Here is a 15,257-nt window from a genome sequence, read left to right on the forward strand (position 1 = left end):
AAAAAGCCTGTCACATTTCTGTCATGGAAATGTCAAGGCACGCTTGGGCCGCGAGTGATACGCACCGTGATCTGAATGGATGATGAATGGAGCATGTCTCCCGAAAGTGGGAACCGGTTTCGGGATAAAGACATGCTTAAAAACAAACAGATAGAGCATTTCTAATGATTCAATCAAAACAGGGAATGCTCTAAAATGAAAACAGGGCCGGAACTATTCCGGCCCTGTCCATGGCATTATAGCGGATTGGATTACGAAAAGACGTCTTCCAGTCCCTTGGTCAGTTCCAGCGCCTGCCGCTCGAACAGGCGGCGATAGATACCGCCCGGCTTGCGGATAAGCGCATCATGATCGCCTTCTTCAAGGATCTTGCCCTTGTCGAAAACCAGCAACCGGTCAAGCGCACGAACCGTCGAAAGCCGGTGCGCAATGACAAGCGTCGTACGACCAACCATCAGCCGTTCCATTGCCTGCTGGATCAGCACTTCCGATTCTGAATCGAGGCTCGATGTGGCCTCATCCAGAATAAGGATTGGTGCATCTGCCAGAAAGGCACGGGCAATCGCCACACGCTGACGCTCGCCGCCCGAAAGCTTCACACCCCGTTCCCCGACAAGCGTTGCATAGCCTTTCGGCAGGCGGCTGATGAAGTCATGCGCGCTTGCGAGGCGTGCAGCCTCTTCGATTTCCGCCTGTGTCGCACCGGGGCGGGCATAGGCGATGTTCTCGGCCAGCGTCCGGTGAAACAGGATTGGCTCCTGCTGCACGATGGCGATCTGCGATCTGAGCGATGCCTGTGTGACTTCGGCAATGTTCTGTCCGTCAATCTTGATGGCACCGCCACTGACATCGTAGAGACGCTGGATCAGCTTGACGAATGTCGTCTTGCCCGAGCCCGAATGACCGACCAGACCAACCCGTTCGCCTGCCTCGATCTTGACCGAAAAGTCGCGATAGAGGGCTGCTTCGTGGTTGCCATAGTGGAAAGTGACGTGATCGAAGGTGATCTCGCCATTTCCAATCTTGATCGCCGGTGCACCTGGCTTGTCGGCAATGCCGTAAGGCTGTGCCTCGATGTCGACCAGTTCTTCCATGTCGTTGACCGAACGCTGCAGGTTGCGGATATGCATTCCTACGTCGCGCAGATAGCCTTGCAACATGAAGAAGGCTGTCAGAACGAAGGTGATATCACCCGCCGTTGCCTTGCCCTGGCTCCACAGATAGAGCGCAAAGGCGATGACCACGCCGCGCATCACCAACAGGTTCGCGCCCTGAATGAATCCATTCAGCGTACCAATCAGCCATGTGCGGCGTGTGCGACCGCGCCACTTGGAAACGACCTTTGCAAGACGCGCATCTTCACGGCTTTCCGCGCCAAATGCCTTGACAACGGCGTTGCACGAAATGGCATCGGCCAAAGCGCCGCCCATTCGCGTGTCCCAGCTATTGGCAAGCGTTGCCGCAGGCGCAACAAAGCCAAGCGAAATCACGATCGTGCAGACGATGAACAGCACCGAACCGATTGCAACCAGCAACCCCATCAGCGGCCAGTACCACGATAGAAGTACCACCGAACCAACCAGCATCAGGATTGACGGCAACAGTGCCACGATCAGCGTATCGTTGAGCAGGTCGAGCGCCCACATGGCACGCGAGACCTTGCGCACGGTCGATCCGGCAAAGGCGTTGGCGTGCCAGTCTGTCGAAAACCGCTGCAGCTTACGGAACGAACTTGCTGCCATGTCGCTCATGATCTTCAAGGTGAAGTCCGTGATGACATAGAAGGTCAGCTGACGCGTAATCAACGCCAGCGCACCCAGCGCAAGCAGGATGATCAGGGCGTGGATGGCCGCATCCCATCCACTGTCGCCGCCAAGCGACAATGCGTCGACCAACCGACCGGAATAGAGTGGTGTCAGAACATCTGCGGCTGTTGCAAGCAGCATGCCGATTATCATCAGCGTCAGCCGCAAGGGCTGACTTCGCCAATGGCCGAAAGTGTAGCCGAGGACATTGCGGAAGGCAGGTCCCCGGAAATCTATGCGAAACCGAGTCATATCTATAATACCAGGCCGTGTTTAAACGGATTCTGGTTCCTTTAAAGAAGACAAAACAAGCAGCCGGTGAGGGCTGCGGCAAATTTGGAAGTTTTGGAATCTGCCCTTTTAGGGAGGGCGTTCAGGCCTCAGCCTGCAATGCGGGCCAAAGACTTAAAGCTTGGAAGCGCCCGCGCAAACACTGGGCACCATGGGGAATGGGTAATAGACACGCATCTCATACCTCTTGCCAGTGTTGCAGATGGGTGCACAATAAATGAGCAAAAATTTTTGCCAAGGCGCAAAATGACGAATTTTCTATCCAACCATTTGACTGTGACAAATTTGCAAGCCTTGTTTTAAGGAGTGCTGATCCAGCTTTCAGCCCTTTGCTGAACGGATATTTTCACTTTTTCCGTTACAGGACGGCTCCGGCCTTGCAATTCTGCCGCTCATGGGTGAAGGGTCGTTCTGAGATATATCAGAGCCGTGCGGCGCACAGGGAGAGTTCATGACAGTCCATCAAAATCTGATCGCGGGCGAATGGGTCGGCGGCGACGGGATCGCCAACATCAATCCTTCGGATACGAATGATGTCGTTGGGACCTATGCGCGGGCAACTGCCGAAGACACCAAGGCAGCCATTGCCGCCGCGAAAGCCGCTTTCCCGGCCTGGTCGCGTTCCGGCATTCTGGAACGCCACGCCATCCTGCGCAAAACTGCCGATGAAATTCTGGCGCGCAAGGACGAGCTTGGCCGTCTCCTGTCGCGCGAAGAAGGCAAGACGCTGGCTGAAGGCATCGGCGAAACCATTCGCGCCAGCCAGATTTTTGATTTCTTCGCAGGCGAAGCCCTGCGTTTGGCTGGCGAAGTTCTGCCTTCTGCACGTCCGGGTATCGGTGTGGAAATCACCCGTGAGCCGATCGGTGTCGTGGGCATCATTACCCCATGGAATTTCCCGATCGCGATTCCGGCCTGGAAGATTGCGCCGGCACTTTGCTACGGCAACACGATTGTGTTCAAACCGGCTGATCTCGTGCCGGGCTGCTCGTGGGCGATTGTCGATATCCTGCACCGTGCGGGATTGCCAAAGGGCGTTCTCAATCTCGTCATGGGCAAGGGTTCGGTTGTCGGTCAGACCATTCTGGACAGTGCGGACGTTCAGGCCGTCACCTTCACCGGCTCGACCGGTACGGGCAAGCGCGTTGCGGCGGCATCCATCGAGCACAACCGCCGCTTCCAGCTCGAAATGGGCGGTAAGAACCCGGTTGTCGTCCTGGATGACGCCGATCTCGATGTCGCTGTCGAGTCCGTGGTCAATTCGTCCTTCTTCTCGACCGGCCAGCGCTGCACGGCGTCGTCGCGTATCATCGTGACGGAAGGTATCCATGACAAGTTTGTCGCTGCTGCAATCGAAAAGCTGAAAAGCGTTGTGGTCGACAATGCCCTGAAGCAGGGCACGCATATCGGCCCGGTTGTTGATGAAAGCCAGCTTCAGCAGGACATGGATTATATCGAGATCGGCCGCAAGGAAGGCGCAAAGCTTGCTTTTGGCGGCGAACGTCTGAACCGCGAAACGCCGGGCTTCTACCTCCAGCCTGCGCTTTTCACCGAAGCCACCAACCAGATGCGTATCAGCCGCGAGGAAATCTTTGGCCCGGTCGCTTCGGTCATCCGCGTCAAGAATTATGAAGAAGCGCTTGCTACCGCCAACGATACGAGCTTCGGCCTGTCGTCTGGCATCTGCACGACGAGCCTGAAATACGCCACGCATTTCAAACGCAATTCGGAAGCGGGCATGGTGATGGTCAATCTGCCGACCGCCGGTGTCGATTTCCACGTGCCATTCGGCGGGCGCAAGGGTTCGAGCTACGGTCCGCGCGAGCAGGGCCGCTATGCCGCCGAGTTCTACACGACGGTCAAGACAGCCTATACGCTGGCCTGATAGCAATGTGAGTGGATGCAAAAAAACCGGCGGGAAACCGCCGGTTTTTTTATGCGGCTTTTTTAGGCCAGGCAGCAAGCTTGCGGGCGAAATGCGACACGGTGCCGTGCAGCAGCATGGTGAATGCCGCCAGCACGAACAGGCAGGCGAACATCAGATCCACCTTGGCGCGTCCATTGGCGAGCAGCATCAGATAGCCGAGACCTTTCGATGCGCCCACCCATTCGCCGACTACAGCGCCGATGGGCGCATAGACTGCGGCGAGGCTCAGACCCGACGCCAGCGAAGGAAAGGCGGATGGGATGCGGATGCGAAACAGGATCGCCATGCGTCCGGCACCGAGAATTTCCGCTGCGTCGATAAGGCTGCTGTCGGTCCGCCGCATGCCGTCGAAGAATGTCGAAACGACGGGAAAGAAGATCATCAGCACTGTGACTGCAATCTTCGATGCGGGACCGTAGCCAAGCCACAAAGTCAAAATGGGGGCGAGCGCGAAGATTGGGATCGCCTGACTGAACACCATGGCGGGCATGACGAGCCGCTGTGCTAGCGGTGACATCATCAGGCAAATGGCGGTTGCGATCCCAACCGCGCAGCCGAGCGCCAGACCGCCCAGAACTTCGCCGATAGTGGCGGCAGCGTTTTCGGCAATCAGCCCGGCATTGCCGATCAGTGACCGCACCACATCCAGCGGGCCGGGCAGGATGAAGCGCGGCATCTGGCCGATGCTCACCACCGCCTGCCAGATGGCAAGCGCTATGGCTGCCGACAGTAAACCGTCGGCAGCACGCTTTTTTCGACTTCGGTTCGGGAGTGCTTCGTTCACTATCCGGCCTTCAAGCCCATAGACCAGAAATCGGCTTCGAGCCTGCTTGCCGTCGCGAAAATCTGGCAGAGCCTTGGCCAGCGCGGGCTTTTCTCAAAGTCGTCGCCGATGCGGTCCTTTGCGGCTTGATCGAACAGCTTGCCGACCGTGTGGCACATGTCCTGATAGTCAGGCCCCGCATAGGTGTCGATCCATTCTTGATAAGGCGTACCGGGCAGGGCGGTCACGGCAAGGTTGAGGCCGATCTCGCCGTAGCCGTGTGCGCAGGGCACGAGCGCCGTCAGCAGGTCGAGGAAATCGCCCGCCTGTCCGCAGTCGAGCACATAGCGCGTATAAGCGAGGTTTTCCGGCTCCTCCCGCGTGGCGTAAAGCTCGTCCTCGCTGATCCCTTCGCGGGCACAAATGCCGACATGGAGCGGCAGTTCCGTGACGGCCAGACCATGCATGATTTGGGCGCAGAGCCGTGTTTCCTGCAGTGTGTTGGCCTTGACGACGCCGAGCGCAAAGGCGCGGGCATAGTGGTGCAGATAGACATAATCCTGACGGAGATAATGCAGGAAGGCCGCCTTGGGTAACGTGCCGTCACCCAATCCGCGCACGAATTCATGATCGATGTAGGGCTTCCAGTCATCAAGCGTCGCGGCGCGCAGGCGCGTGAACAGTTCGGATGAATAATGCGGTTGCGGCTGGCTCATGACTTGCTCCCTTCCGCGTTGACGTCGATGGCGAATTTTTCGACCGGAAGGACCGAAGGCACGAGACCGTTTTCCTTGAGATAGGTTTCGTAGCGGCTCCAGCGTCCGTAATCGAGACTTGCAGGCGAGCGGGAGAAACGGGCGACCGTGTCTTTCCAGGCGCGCTGGTTCAGCTCGTCCTTGAGTTCGGAACTATAGGATGCGAAGACGTCGTAGCTCTTCTCCGGGTGATTGACGATATACTGCGCGGCCTTCTCGGTAGCCGAGAGGAAGCGTGCGATCTTGTCCTTTTCCGCCGCGTCCAATTTGTCGGAAGCTGCGACATAGACGAGCTCGTCATAAACCGGCACGCCTTCTTCCTCGACGAAGAAGCATTTTCCGGGCACGCCTTCGACAGCCATCTGGTTCAGTTCGACATTGCGATAGGCACCCATTACCGCATCGACCTGCTTCGACATCAGCGATGGCGCGAGCGAGAAATTCACATTGATGAGCTCGACATCCGAGAGTTTGACGCCGTGCTGGCCGAGAATGGTGCCGAGCAATGTTTCCTCGGTTCCGGCGACCGAATAGCCGATCTTCTTGCCCTTGAGATCGGCGATGGAATTCACCGATCCATCGTCTCTGGTCATCAGGCAGTTGAGCGGCGAGTCGATCAACGTGCCGACGCGGATAAGCGGCAGGCCTTCATGCACCTGAAGATGCACCTGCTGCTGATAGGAAATGGCGAGATCCGCCTGTCCTGCCGCCACCATCTTGGTGGGCGTCGAGGCGTCAGCAGGTGCGACGATGTCCACATCCAACCCGGCATCCTTGAAGTAGCCAAGCTTGTCGGCGACGATGATGGGGCCGTGATCGGGGTTCACATACCAGTCGAGAATGAGCTTCAGCTTGTCGTCAGCGTGAGCCGAAGTGGCAGCCGTGAGGGCGAGGCCGAACAGGGCGGCGAAGGCGGTCTTTTTCATGTGGTCTGCTCCAGAGCATGGCCTGCATAAGCGCGCGTGGTTTCGATCCATTGGCGCAGGCGGCTTTCGGGGTCGGCATTGAGGGTGATGTCGGTGACGACGGAAACGATATCGGCGCCTGCTTCGAAAACACCGGGCGCGCGTTCAACGCTCATGCCACCGATGCCCACCAGCGGAATGTCGCCGATGCGCGCTTTCCATTGTCCAAGGCGCGGCAGGCCCTGCTCGTGCCACTTCATCTTTTTCAAAATGGTCGGATAGATGGGGCCGAGTGCGATATAGTCAGGCTTCACCGACAAGGCACGGTCCAGTTCGGCCTCGTCATGGCTTGAAACACCCAGTTTCAAGCCACCGTCGCGAATGGCACTGAGATCGGCATCGTCGAGGTCTTCCTGCCCGAGATGGATGAAGTCGCAGCCTTCCTCCAGCGCGAGCTTCCAATAGTCGTTGACGATCAGCTGGCAGTTATGTGCAAGGCAGATTTCCCGTGCGGCACGGATTTCACTGCGCAGCTCCGGCTCGCTCTTATCCTTGACGCGCAGTTGCACCAGCTTGACGCCGAGCGGCACCATGCGCTCCAGCCATTTTGCGCTGTCGAAGATCGGGTAGAACGGATCGAGGGCCATCACAAAAATGCCTTTCCGAGAAGAGGGGTGGATGGCGCGGCCATGTCACGCGCCTCGATGGCGTCGGCTTCAAAGGCAAGCCGCCCGGCTTCGACTGCAAGCGCGAAACCGCGTGCCATGGCGACGGGATCACCAGCCTTGGCGACGGCGGTGTTGATGAGTACGGCGTCATAGCCCAACTCCATCGCCGCCGCCGCATGGGACGGCACCCCGATGCCTGCATCGACGACCAATGGAATATCGGGGAAATGCGCCCGCATAGTTTTCAGCGCATAAGGGTTGTTGAGGCCACGGCCTGAGCCGATGGGCGCGCCCCAGGGCATCAGCACCTTGCAACCGGCTTCAATGAGCCTTTCCGCGACGACCAGATCGTCATTCATATAGGGAAAGACCTCGAAGCCGTCGTCGCAGAGTGCACGCGCTGCCTCGACCAGTCCGAACGGGTCTGGCTGCAATGTGTCGGTATCACCGATCACCTCCAGCTTGATCCAGTTGGTGCCGAAGATTTCGCGCGCCATTTTTGCCGTGGTCACCGCTTCGCGCGGTGTGTGGCAGCCTGCCGTGTTGGGCAGAACGGCCACGCCCAGCTCCCGGATCAGCGCCCAGAAATCCTGTCCGGCGCGGGCCTCGCCACTTTCGCGCCGCAGCGAGACGGTGACGATATCGCTTTGCGAAGCGCGCACCGCATCGGCTAATATGGCCGGCGATGGATATTGCGCCGTGCCGAGCAGCAGGCGGCTTTCAAATTTTTGTCCGTAGAATTCCAGCATCTCAGCCTCCCTGCATCGGGGCCAGAACTTCGATGCGGTCGCCAGCCGACAGAGTCGCGGCTGCGCGCTCGTCGCTGGCCACGAATTCGCCGTTCAGCGCGGTTGCAACAACCGCTTCATCCAGTTCGATTTCGGCGAGCAGCGCCGCCAGATTGGCGGCTGCCGTGGTGATGACCTCACCGTTCAGCACGATCGTCATGCATAGTCCTCCACAAATTCTGGTTTGGGCTCTGGCGCATCCTCCGGCATGGTCGCGCTCGCAACCGCCATGCGCGCTATCGCCGGCGAAAGCAGGAAGCCGTGGCGGTAAAGCCCGTTGACATAGACGGTTTTGCCCCGCCGTCTTACGCGGGGCAGATTGTCGGGAAAGGCCGGGCGCGCATCGACGCCGGTTTCGAGGATTTCCGCCTCGCCGAAGGCCGGATGCAAGGCATAAGCGGCGCTCAAGAGTTCCAGCGTCGAGCGCACGCTGATGCCACCCCGCTCATCGCTTTCGATCATCGTTGCGCCGATCATGTGCACGCCGTCGCCGCGTGGCACGATGTAGAGCGGAATCCGCGGATGCAGGAGGCGTATGGGTCGCTTGAGATTGATATCGCGCGAGCGCACAACCAGCATCTCGCCCTTGACGCCGCGCAGGTCCTGCAACTGATCACGCGCTGCAAGACCACGTGCATCGACGGTAATGTCGGCCTCGACTTTGACGTCTTTCACATCCTGCCCCAGATGAAAGACCACGCCTTTCTTCTGCAGTTTTTCGGCGAGCTCGATCAGTGTCTGGCGCGGGTTGAGATGGCCTTCTGCCGCGAAGAAAAGTCCCTGCCGAAAACGGTCGGCAAGGTCTGGTTCCAGCGCATTGATCTGGTCTTGATCAATGGTGTCAAATGCTTCCGTCCGGCGGGCGAAGCGGCGCAGTTCGGTCGCATCGCGTGTGTGCGAGAGCACAAGCGTACCCTTGCGATGGACTGTCGAAACGTGCCGCTCCCACCAGCCGATCGCTTCCTGTCCCAAACGAACGACCGGCTCTTCCGCGCTCTCGCCTTCGCACCATGGTGCCAGCATTCCGCCTGCAAACCATGAGCAGCTGTCGGAACCGATCTCAGTGCTTTTGGCAATGACAGTGACTGCATGTCCCTGATCGTGAAATTCTGCCGCGCACACTAGACCGGCGACACCTGCTCCGATGATGGTGACGCGCATCACATTGCCTCCTCTGAGTGGACTTTCCAGAGATTATGGAAGTGATGAACAGGCCCATGGCCTTGTCCGATCTTCAACGCATCGGCGGCGCGGATTGCCCCTTGCAGATAGGCATGGGCTGCAATGACTGCTTTTTCGAGCGGCAGGTTCTTGGCAAGCTCTGCAGCAATGGCTGAGGAGAGCGTGCAGCCCGTGCCATGGGTGTTACCGGTCCGGATACGCGTCGCCTCGACACGCAACGTGGGCTGATCGCGGCGAACCAGCAGGTCGACGCAGATTTCGCCTTCCGCATGGCCGCCCTTCATCAAAACAGCTTTCGCGCCGAGTTCGAGCAAGGCACGCCCCTGTTCTTCGGCGTCTACATCGTCGCGAGCCAGATCGCTGTCGAGCAGGCAGGCCGCTTCAGGCCGGTTGGGCGTCAGCAGCGTGGCCAGCGGAACCAGTTTCTGGCGCAAAAGCGCAATGGCGTTTTCGCTCAAAAGCCGGTCGCCGGATTTTGCAACCATCACCGGGTCGAGTACGACAGGGCCGGAGAAATGCGCAAGGCCCCGCGCAATGGCCTCGATGGTTTCGGGCACGGAAACCATGCCGATCTTCACCGCCGCTACATCGAGATCGCTGAAGACGGCATCGATCTGCCCTGCGACGATGGCGGGCGGGATGTCGTGCACCGCGCTCACCGTGCAGGTGTTCTGCACGGTGACAGCGGCAATGACGCTCGCACCATAGACGCCGAGCGCCGAGAATGTCTTGAGGTCGGCCTGAATGCCAGCTCCGCCACCACTATCGGAACCGGCAATAGTCACGCATATGGGCACGAATGCCGCACTGCCGTTTGATGTGGTTCGGGAGAAACTGTTTTTTTGGTCCATCATCACGTCTCTCATTCCGAACGGAAAAATGAGACGTCATGAACCTGTTTGGAGCTTGAACTCCGATGAGGGAAACCCTCGGCTGCGACGCGTCAAACTCCGTTCCCTACGCAGGTATTACCCGGATCAGGTTCAATGGGTTAACGCGATCAGCGTCTCTCAGCCTTTTGTGTCGCAACATCGGACGGAAAACCGCTTGGCACTTTTCCTGATATTGCTTCGAAGGCACCCCAACGAATTTTGCGTCTTTAGGCATAGGCTGGAAGTTGAAGCCGGTCAAGCGATGGAAAAATGCAGTTTTAAAGAAAATCCTTAAATCGACCCTCAATTTGTATATGGTTTATTAAAATTCTCGGCTTTAATCTATGTTCGGGGTGCATCTTCCGCGTGTTACTCATGGTGCCATGAAACTTGACGGTCCACTTTTAGGGTGGATCGAGATTATCCAGTAGGATCAGTTGGATGAGGGATTTACGATGAGGAAGCGGAGGGGCGCTTCAGCTTCGACGGAAGGCACGATGGCGCGCACGTCCGAGCAGGACTTCCGCATCCTTTTCACAACCCATCCGACACCGATGTGGGTTTATGACCCGGAGACGCTGCATTTCATCGTGATGAATGACGCTGCCTATCGGCTCTATGGATACACTGCTGATGAAATTCCGGGCATGACAGTGCTCGATATTCGACCCCAGACAGAACGGGATCGAATGCTGGCTGCCATTCGTGATCGCAGCGACCTTGAACGACCGGAGCGCTGGCAGCATCTGCGCGCGAATGGTGAAATCATTGACGTTCTGACTTACGGACGTCAGGTGCTGTTTGACGGCAAGGAAGCGATTCTCGCCATTGTTCAGGACAGGACAGAGTTGGCAGAAGCCAATCGTCAGGCAAACCACGCCCAAACCTTGCTGGACAGCCTCGTCAACAATCTGCCGCTTGGTGTCTTCGTCAAGGATATGCACGATGACGGTCGGTATGTGCTCTACAATCAGGCCGCATCAGCGGCGAGCGGACAGCCGGTAGACGAAGCCATCGGTTCGACCGACCTCGATCTTTTCCCTGAACGCGAGGCAACCGTCATCATCCAGCAAGATCGCACGGCGATGCGGCGTCGGGGCGTGTTGAACGTCGAACGCAAGATCGAGCGCAAGGACGGAACGTCGCGAACGATGCGGATCATAAAATGTTCGATCCCACCGGTCGAAGGCAACGAGCCCCGCTATTTGATCGGGCTTGTTGAGGATATAACCGAACGGCGTGAGATTGAGGAACGCATGGCACATATTGCCATGCATGACAGTCTGACAGGCTTGCCGAACCGCGCCTATTTTGCTCACCATGTAGAGAGTTTGTTGAAAAAGGGCGGGGATTCCGAGCCTTTTGCCTTGTTCTACCTTGATATCGATCATTTCAAGAACATCAACGACAATATAGGGCATCAGGCTGGCGACCAGCTTTTGCAGGAAGTGGCGCGTCGACTGAAGCAGATCACGACTTCGGATGAATTCATTGCCCGGCTGGGAGGCGACGAATTTGCCATTGTCTACCGGAGCGGGACACTGGCACAAATTGCAATGTTCGCTGACCGTATCCTTTCTGCTTTTCAGGATCCGTTCGAACTGGTGCGCAATTCAGAATTCGTCGCCTGCAGCATGGGCATCGCCCAGGCGCCATTGCATGGAGACAACCCCGACGTGCTGATGCGCAATGCCGATCTCGCGCTTTATGCTTCAAAATCAGGTGGACGCCGTACATTCCGGTTCTATCAGCACTCCCTGCGCCTGGCGGCGGAGAAGCGTTATGTCATGACCGGCGAACTTCGTCAGGCTCTGCTGGATGAACAGTTTGAACTGCATTATCAACCGATTTTCAATCTTGAGAGCGGCAAGATTTCCGGCTTTGAAGCGCTGATCCGCTGGCGTCATCCTGATCGCGGTATGGTTTCACCGGCGGAATTCATTCCACTGGCAGAAGAAACCGGGCTCATCGGACCGATCGGCGACTGGGTTTTAAGGACTGCATGTCGGGAAGCTGTGCTCTGGCCGGAGGACATAAAAGTCTCGGTCAATCTTTCACCGGTCCAGTTCAGTCAGACCACGCTCTTGCATTCCGTCACGGATGCGTTGGAAGCAGCGCGTCTTTCACCCGACAGGCTTGAGCTTGAAATCACGGAGTCGGTCTTCCTGTCGAACAGCAAGAACAATATCGAGTTGCTGTTCGAACTTCGCCGATTGGGTGTTCGTATCGCGATGGATGATTTCGGGACCGGCTATTCCTCTTTGAGCTATTTGCGATCATTCCCATTTGATAAGATCAAGATTGATCGCAGTTTCGTTTCAGGGATCGAAGTCGATACGCGCGATCTGGCCATCATTCAGGCTGTGGCAACGCTCGGTGCTGGCTTCAATATTGTCACGACGGCCGAGGGCGTGGAAACCGCACAACAGTTGGAACGTTTGAAGACCGAGCGTTTTGGCGAAGTGCAGGGTTTCCTGACCGGGCGGCCAATGCCTGCCGGAGACGTGCATTCCTTTATCCAGAATCGCAGCAATGTCGGTCTGGAAATGCCTGCAGCACACAACAGATTGCCGATTTAGGGCATCGCCCACTTGTTATTGAGCGGCGCTCGAAAAGCCATAACACCAAACAAAAAGTCCAAATCGAACCTCGCCTTAAAAAGGGCTTGACCTTCCAACGGTGGGAAGGCCTATCTAGGGAGCAACTCTCGAATTATGCCCTTTCCGGGCGATGAAAGGGATTGCCATGAACAAGCCTGTTAATCACGAAACCATCAGTTTTCCAGTGCCCGTCGAAGGGATGAGTTGCGCGTCTTGCGTGTCATCCGTTGAAAAAGCCGTGTCCAAAGTTCCGGGCGTCGACAAGGTTTCCGTCAATCTTGCAACGGAACGCGCCGACGTGACTTTCAAGGGTGAACCGGATTTGCCGTCGGTGATCGATGCCATTCGCAAGGCGGGTTATGATGTCCCGGCAGGGAGCATCGATCTCGCTATTGAAGGCATGACTTGTGCTTCCTGCGTCAGCAAGGTTGAAAAGGCGCTGAATGCTGTGCCGGGCGTAACACGCGCCAGTGTTAATCTCGCAACTGAACGTGCCCATGTGGAACTGGCCGGGCCGGTACAGCCCTCCGAACTCATCAAGGCGGTTGAACAGGCAGGTTATGAGGCGCGTTCGCTGGATGACGCGCAGAGCGACGTCAAGCAGGAAACCCAGTCCGAGAAGCGGGATGCTGAAGCGGCAGAACTGAAGAAAAGCGTCATTCTCTCTGCCGTTTTGACCTTGCCTGTTTTCGTTATGGAAATGGGTTCGCATCTGATCCCTGCAGTTCATATGTTCGTCATGGACAGGATCGGCATGCAGAACAGCTGGTATCTGCAGCTTGTGCTCACCACGCTGGTTCTGTTCGGTCCGGGATTACGCTTTTTCAAGAAAGGCATTCCGGCGCTGTTGCGCGGCACGCCTGACATGAATTCGCTGGTTGTGGTTGGCACGCTTGCCGCATGGGGCTATTCGGTGGTCGCGACTTTCCTTCCCGGCGTGCTGCCGGAAGGCACGGTGAATGTTTATTTCGAGGCTGCCGCCGTCATCGTCACATTGATCCTGATCGGGCGTTATCTGGAGGCGCGTGCCAAGGGACGCACCAGTGCGGCTATCAGCCGGCTGGTTGGCCTGCAGGCGAAATCGGCGCGTGTGGTGCGTAATGGCGAGACGATCGATGTGCCGCTGGAAGATGTTCGCGCTGGTGACGTCGTGCAAGTCCGCCCCGGCGAGAAAGTGCCGGTCGACGGCGAGGTGATCGAAGGTTCGTCCTATGTGGATGAATCGATGATTACCGGCGAGCCTGTGCCTGTTGCCAAGGAAAAGGGCGCGGAAGTGGTCGGCGGCACGATCAACAAAACCGGCGCTTTCACCTTCCGTGCCACCAAGGTTGGCCGCGATATGGTGATCTCGCAGATCATCCGCATGGTCGAGGACGCTCAGGCCGACAAGCTGCCAATTCAGGCAAAGGTCGACAAGGTGACCGGCTGGTTCGTACCCGCTGTGATGGCGGCTGCCGCTTTGACTTTTGCATTGTGGCTTGTGATCGGCGGCACGGGCATGCTGGGTTACGCGCTGGTGAACGCCATTGCGGTTCTCATCATCGCCTGCCCGTGTGCCATGGGCTTGGCCACGCCGACCTCCATTATGGTTGGCACTGGCCGCGCAGCCGAGTTCGGCGTCCTGTTTCGCCGCGGTGACGCATTGCAGACCTTGCGCGATGCTTCCGTTATCGCCGTCGACAAGACCGGTACGCTGACACAGGGAAAGCCCGCTTTGGCTCATTTCGCGACCGTCGAAGGCTTTGAGAAGGACGAACTTCTGGCGCTTGTCGCGGCTGTGGAGGCACGTTCCGAACACCCGATTGCCGACGCGATTGTGGAAGCAGCGAAAGAGAAGGGATTGAAGCTTGCGGATGTATCGGCTTTCGAAGCCGTACCCGGTTTTGGCCTGAAGGCTCATGTGTCCGGCCATGAGATTGCCATCGGCGCTGATCGTTACATGGCAAAGCTTGGTCATGACGTTGCTGTCTTTGCCAATGATGCGAAGCGTCTCGGCGATGAGGGGCAGTCTCCGCTCTATGCAGCTGTCGATGGTAAGCTGGCAGCAATCCTGACTGTTGCCGACCCGATGAAGGAAACCACGCCAGCGGCGATTGCTGCCCTGCACGAGCAGGGGCTGAAGGTCGCCATGATCACCGGCGATAACCGCCGCACGGCGGAAGCCATCGCAAAACGTCTCGGCATCGATGAAGTCGTTGCGGAAGTGCTGCCGGACGGCAAGGTCGAAGCGTTGAAGCGGCTTTCGGCAGGTGGCAAGCGGATTGCCTTTGTCGGTGACGGTATCAACGATGCGCCTGCACTGGCTGCTGCCGATGTCGGTATTGCGATTGGCACCGGCACGGATATTGCGATCGAAAGCGCAGATGTGGTGTTGATGTCGGGCGATCTTCGCGGCGTGGTCAATGCCATTGCCATATCGAAGGCGACGATCCGTAATATCAGCGAAAACCTGTTCTGGGCCTTTGCCTATAACGTCGCGCTGATCCCTGTCGCGGCGGGTGTCCTCTATCCGTTCACTGGCACGTTGTTGTCACCGGTTCTGGCGGCAGGCGCCATGGCTTTCTCCAGCATCTTCGTGCTGAGCAATGCCTTGCGGCTCAAGGCTTTTAAAAGCCCGATAGAGGCCTGAGCAAAAGAAAGGCGCGGTGTTGACCGCGCCTTTTTGTTTCAGAGCATTTCCAGCAAAAGTGCGAAGCGGTTT

At 57.6% G+C, this 15,257-nt stretch carries 12 protein-coding genes and 1 riboswitch; of the genes, 3 read left to right on the forward strand and 9 right to left on the reverse strand.

Annotated features, from left to right (window positions below; genetic code table 11):
- Positions 1-251 precede the first annotated feature (251 nt).
- Positions 252-2,057: an ABC transporter ATP-binding protein gene (locus KWJ32_RS07310; protein WP_011982463.1), complete on the reverse strand. Its 1,806-nt coding sequence runs from the start codon at positions 2,055-2,057 to the stop codon at positions 252-254.
- Between the two features lie 490 nt (positions 2,058-2,547).
- Between KWJ32_RS07310 and KWJ32_RS07315 the strand changes: the two genes are divergently transcribed.
- Entirely contained in the window at positions 2,548-3,981 is a 1,434-nt protein-coding gene (locus KWJ32_RS07315; RefSeq protein WP_010658048.1) for an aldehyde dehydrogenase family protein, read from the forward strand.
- Positions 3,982-4,030: 49 nt separating this feature from the next.
- On the opposite strand, the gene KWJ32_RS07320 is transcribed toward KWJ32_RS07315, so the two are convergent.
- From KWJ32_RS07320 to thiD, 8 genes are read right to left on the reverse strand one after another with little or no spacing between them, the layout of a single operon-like run.
- Positions 4,031-4,807: an ABC transporter permease gene (locus KWJ32_RS07320; RefSeq protein WP_011982464.1), complete on the reverse strand. Its 777-nt coding sequence runs from the start codon at positions 4,805-4,807 to the stop codon at positions 4,031-4,033.
- The gene (gene tenA / locus KWJ32_RS07325; protein ID WP_011982465.1) at positions 4,807-5,502 is read right to left on the reverse strand and encodes a thiaminase II; all 696 of its coding nucleotides are present in this window, start codon (positions 5,500-5,502) and stop codon (positions 4,807-4,809) included. Before tenA ends, KWJ32_RS07320 begins: the two co-directional genes overlap by 1 nt.
- Positions 5,499-6,467: an ABC transporter substrate-binding protein gene (locus KWJ32_RS07330; RefSeq protein ID WP_011982466.1), complete on the reverse strand. Its 969-nt coding sequence runs from the start codon at positions 6,465-6,467 to the stop codon at positions 5,499-5,501. Before KWJ32_RS07330 ends, tenA begins: the two co-directional genes overlap by 4 nt.
- The gene (locus KWJ32_RS07335) at positions 6,464-7,096 is read right to left on the reverse strand and encodes a thiamine phosphate synthase (protein ID WP_172488789.1); all 633 of its coding nucleotides are present in this window, start codon (positions 7,094-7,096) and stop codon (positions 6,464-6,466) included. Before KWJ32_RS07335 ends, KWJ32_RS07330 begins: the two co-directional genes overlap by 4 nt.
- Complete coding sequence (locus KWJ32_RS07340) at positions 7,093-7,863, reverse strand: thiazole synthase (protein WP_011982468.1); 771 nt, start codon at positions 7,861-7,863, stop codon at positions 7,093-7,095. Before KWJ32_RS07340 ends, KWJ32_RS07335 begins: the two co-directional genes overlap by 4 nt.
- Position 7,864: 1 nt before the next feature.
- Positions 7,865-8,062, reverse strand: coding sequence for a sulfur carrier protein ThiS (gene thiS, locus KWJ32_RS07345; RefSeq protein ID WP_010658054.1), 198 nt, complete (start codon positions 8,060-8,062; stop codon positions 7,865-7,867).
- Positions 8,059-9,063: a glycine oxidase ThiO gene (gene thiO / locus KWJ32_RS07350; protein WP_011982469.1), complete on the reverse strand. Its 1,005-nt coding sequence runs from the start codon at positions 9,061-9,063 to the stop codon at positions 8,059-8,061. The genes thiS and thiO overlap by 4 nt, the downstream gene beginning before the upstream one ends.
- Positions 9,063-9,935 carry a bifunctional hydroxymethylpyrimidine kinase/phosphomethylpyrimidine kinase gene (gene thiD, locus KWJ32_RS07355; protein ID WP_041545269.1) on the reverse strand — a complete coding sequence of 291 codons (873 nt, stop codon included), beginning with the start codon at positions 9,933-9,935 and terminating at the stop codon, positions 9,063-9,065. Before thiD ends, thiO begins: the two co-directional genes overlap by 1 nt.
- 86 nt (positions 9,936-10,021) lie before the next feature.
- A riboswitch (TPP riboswitch) is annotated at positions 10,022-10,178 on the reverse strand.
- A 233-nt stretch (positions 10,179-10,411) separates the two neighbouring features.
- Here thiD and KWJ32_RS07360 point away from each other — a divergent pair.
- On the forward strand, positions 10,412-12,535 hold the full coding sequence (locus tag KWJ32_RS07360; protein WP_011982471.1) for a bifunctional diguanylate cyclase/phosphodiesterase: 2,124 nt from the start codon (positions 10,412-10,414) through the stop codon (positions 12,533-12,535).
- Between the two features lie 166 nt (positions 12,536-12,701).
- On the forward strand, positions 12,702-15,185 hold the full coding sequence (locus tag KWJ32_RS07365) for a heavy metal translocating P-type ATPase (protein ID WP_040130011.1): 2,484 nt from the start codon (positions 12,702-12,704) through the stop codon (positions 15,183-15,185).
- Positions 15,186-15,257 lie beyond the last annotated feature (72 nt).

The organism is Ochrobactrum sp. BTU2 (genome assembly GCF_024539785.1).
Classification (GTDB): Bacteria; Pseudomonadota; Alphaproteobacteria; order Rhizobiales; family Rhizobiaceae; genus Brucella; species Brucella anthropi.

Coding starts and splice junctions, on each gene's coding strand:
- thiO (WP_011982469.1), bottom strand. CDS start 9,063: ATGCGCGTCACCATCATCGGAGCAGGTGTCGCCGGTCTAGTGTGCGCG.
- KWJ32_RS07330 (WP_011982466.1), bottom strand. CDS start 6,467: ATGAAAAAGACCGCCTTCGCCGCCCTGTTCGGCCTCGCCCTCACGGCT.
- KWJ32_RS07340 (WP_011982468.1), bottom strand. CDS start 7,863: ATGCTGGAATTCTACGGACAAAAATTTGAAAGCCGCCTGCTGCTCGGC.
- KWJ32_RS07365 (WP_040130011.1), top strand. CDS start 12,702: ATGAACAAGCCTGTTAATCACGAAACCATCAGTTTTCCAGTGCCCGTC.
- KWJ32_RS07315 (WP_010658048.1), top strand. CDS start 2,548: ATGACAGTCCATCAAAATCTGATCGCGGGCGAATGGGTCGGCGGCGAC.
- thiD (WP_041545269.1), bottom strand. CDS start 9,935: ATGGACCAAAAAAACAGTTTCTCCCGAACCACATCAAACGGCAGTGCG.
- thiS (WP_010658054.1), bottom strand. CDS start 8,062: ATGACGATCGTGCTGAACGGTGAGGTCATCACCACGGCAGCCGCCAAT.
- KWJ32_RS07310 (WP_011982463.1), bottom strand. CDS start 2,057: ATGACTCGGTTTCGCATAGATTTCCGGGGACCTGCCTTCCGCAATGTC.
- tenA (WP_011982465.1), bottom strand. CDS start 5,502: ATGAGCCAGCCGCAACCGCATTATTCATCCGAACTGTTCACGCGCCTG.
- KWJ32_RS07360 (WP_011982471.1), top strand. CDS start 10,412: ATGAGGAAGCGGAGGGGCGCTTCAGCTTCGACGGAAGGCACGATGGCG.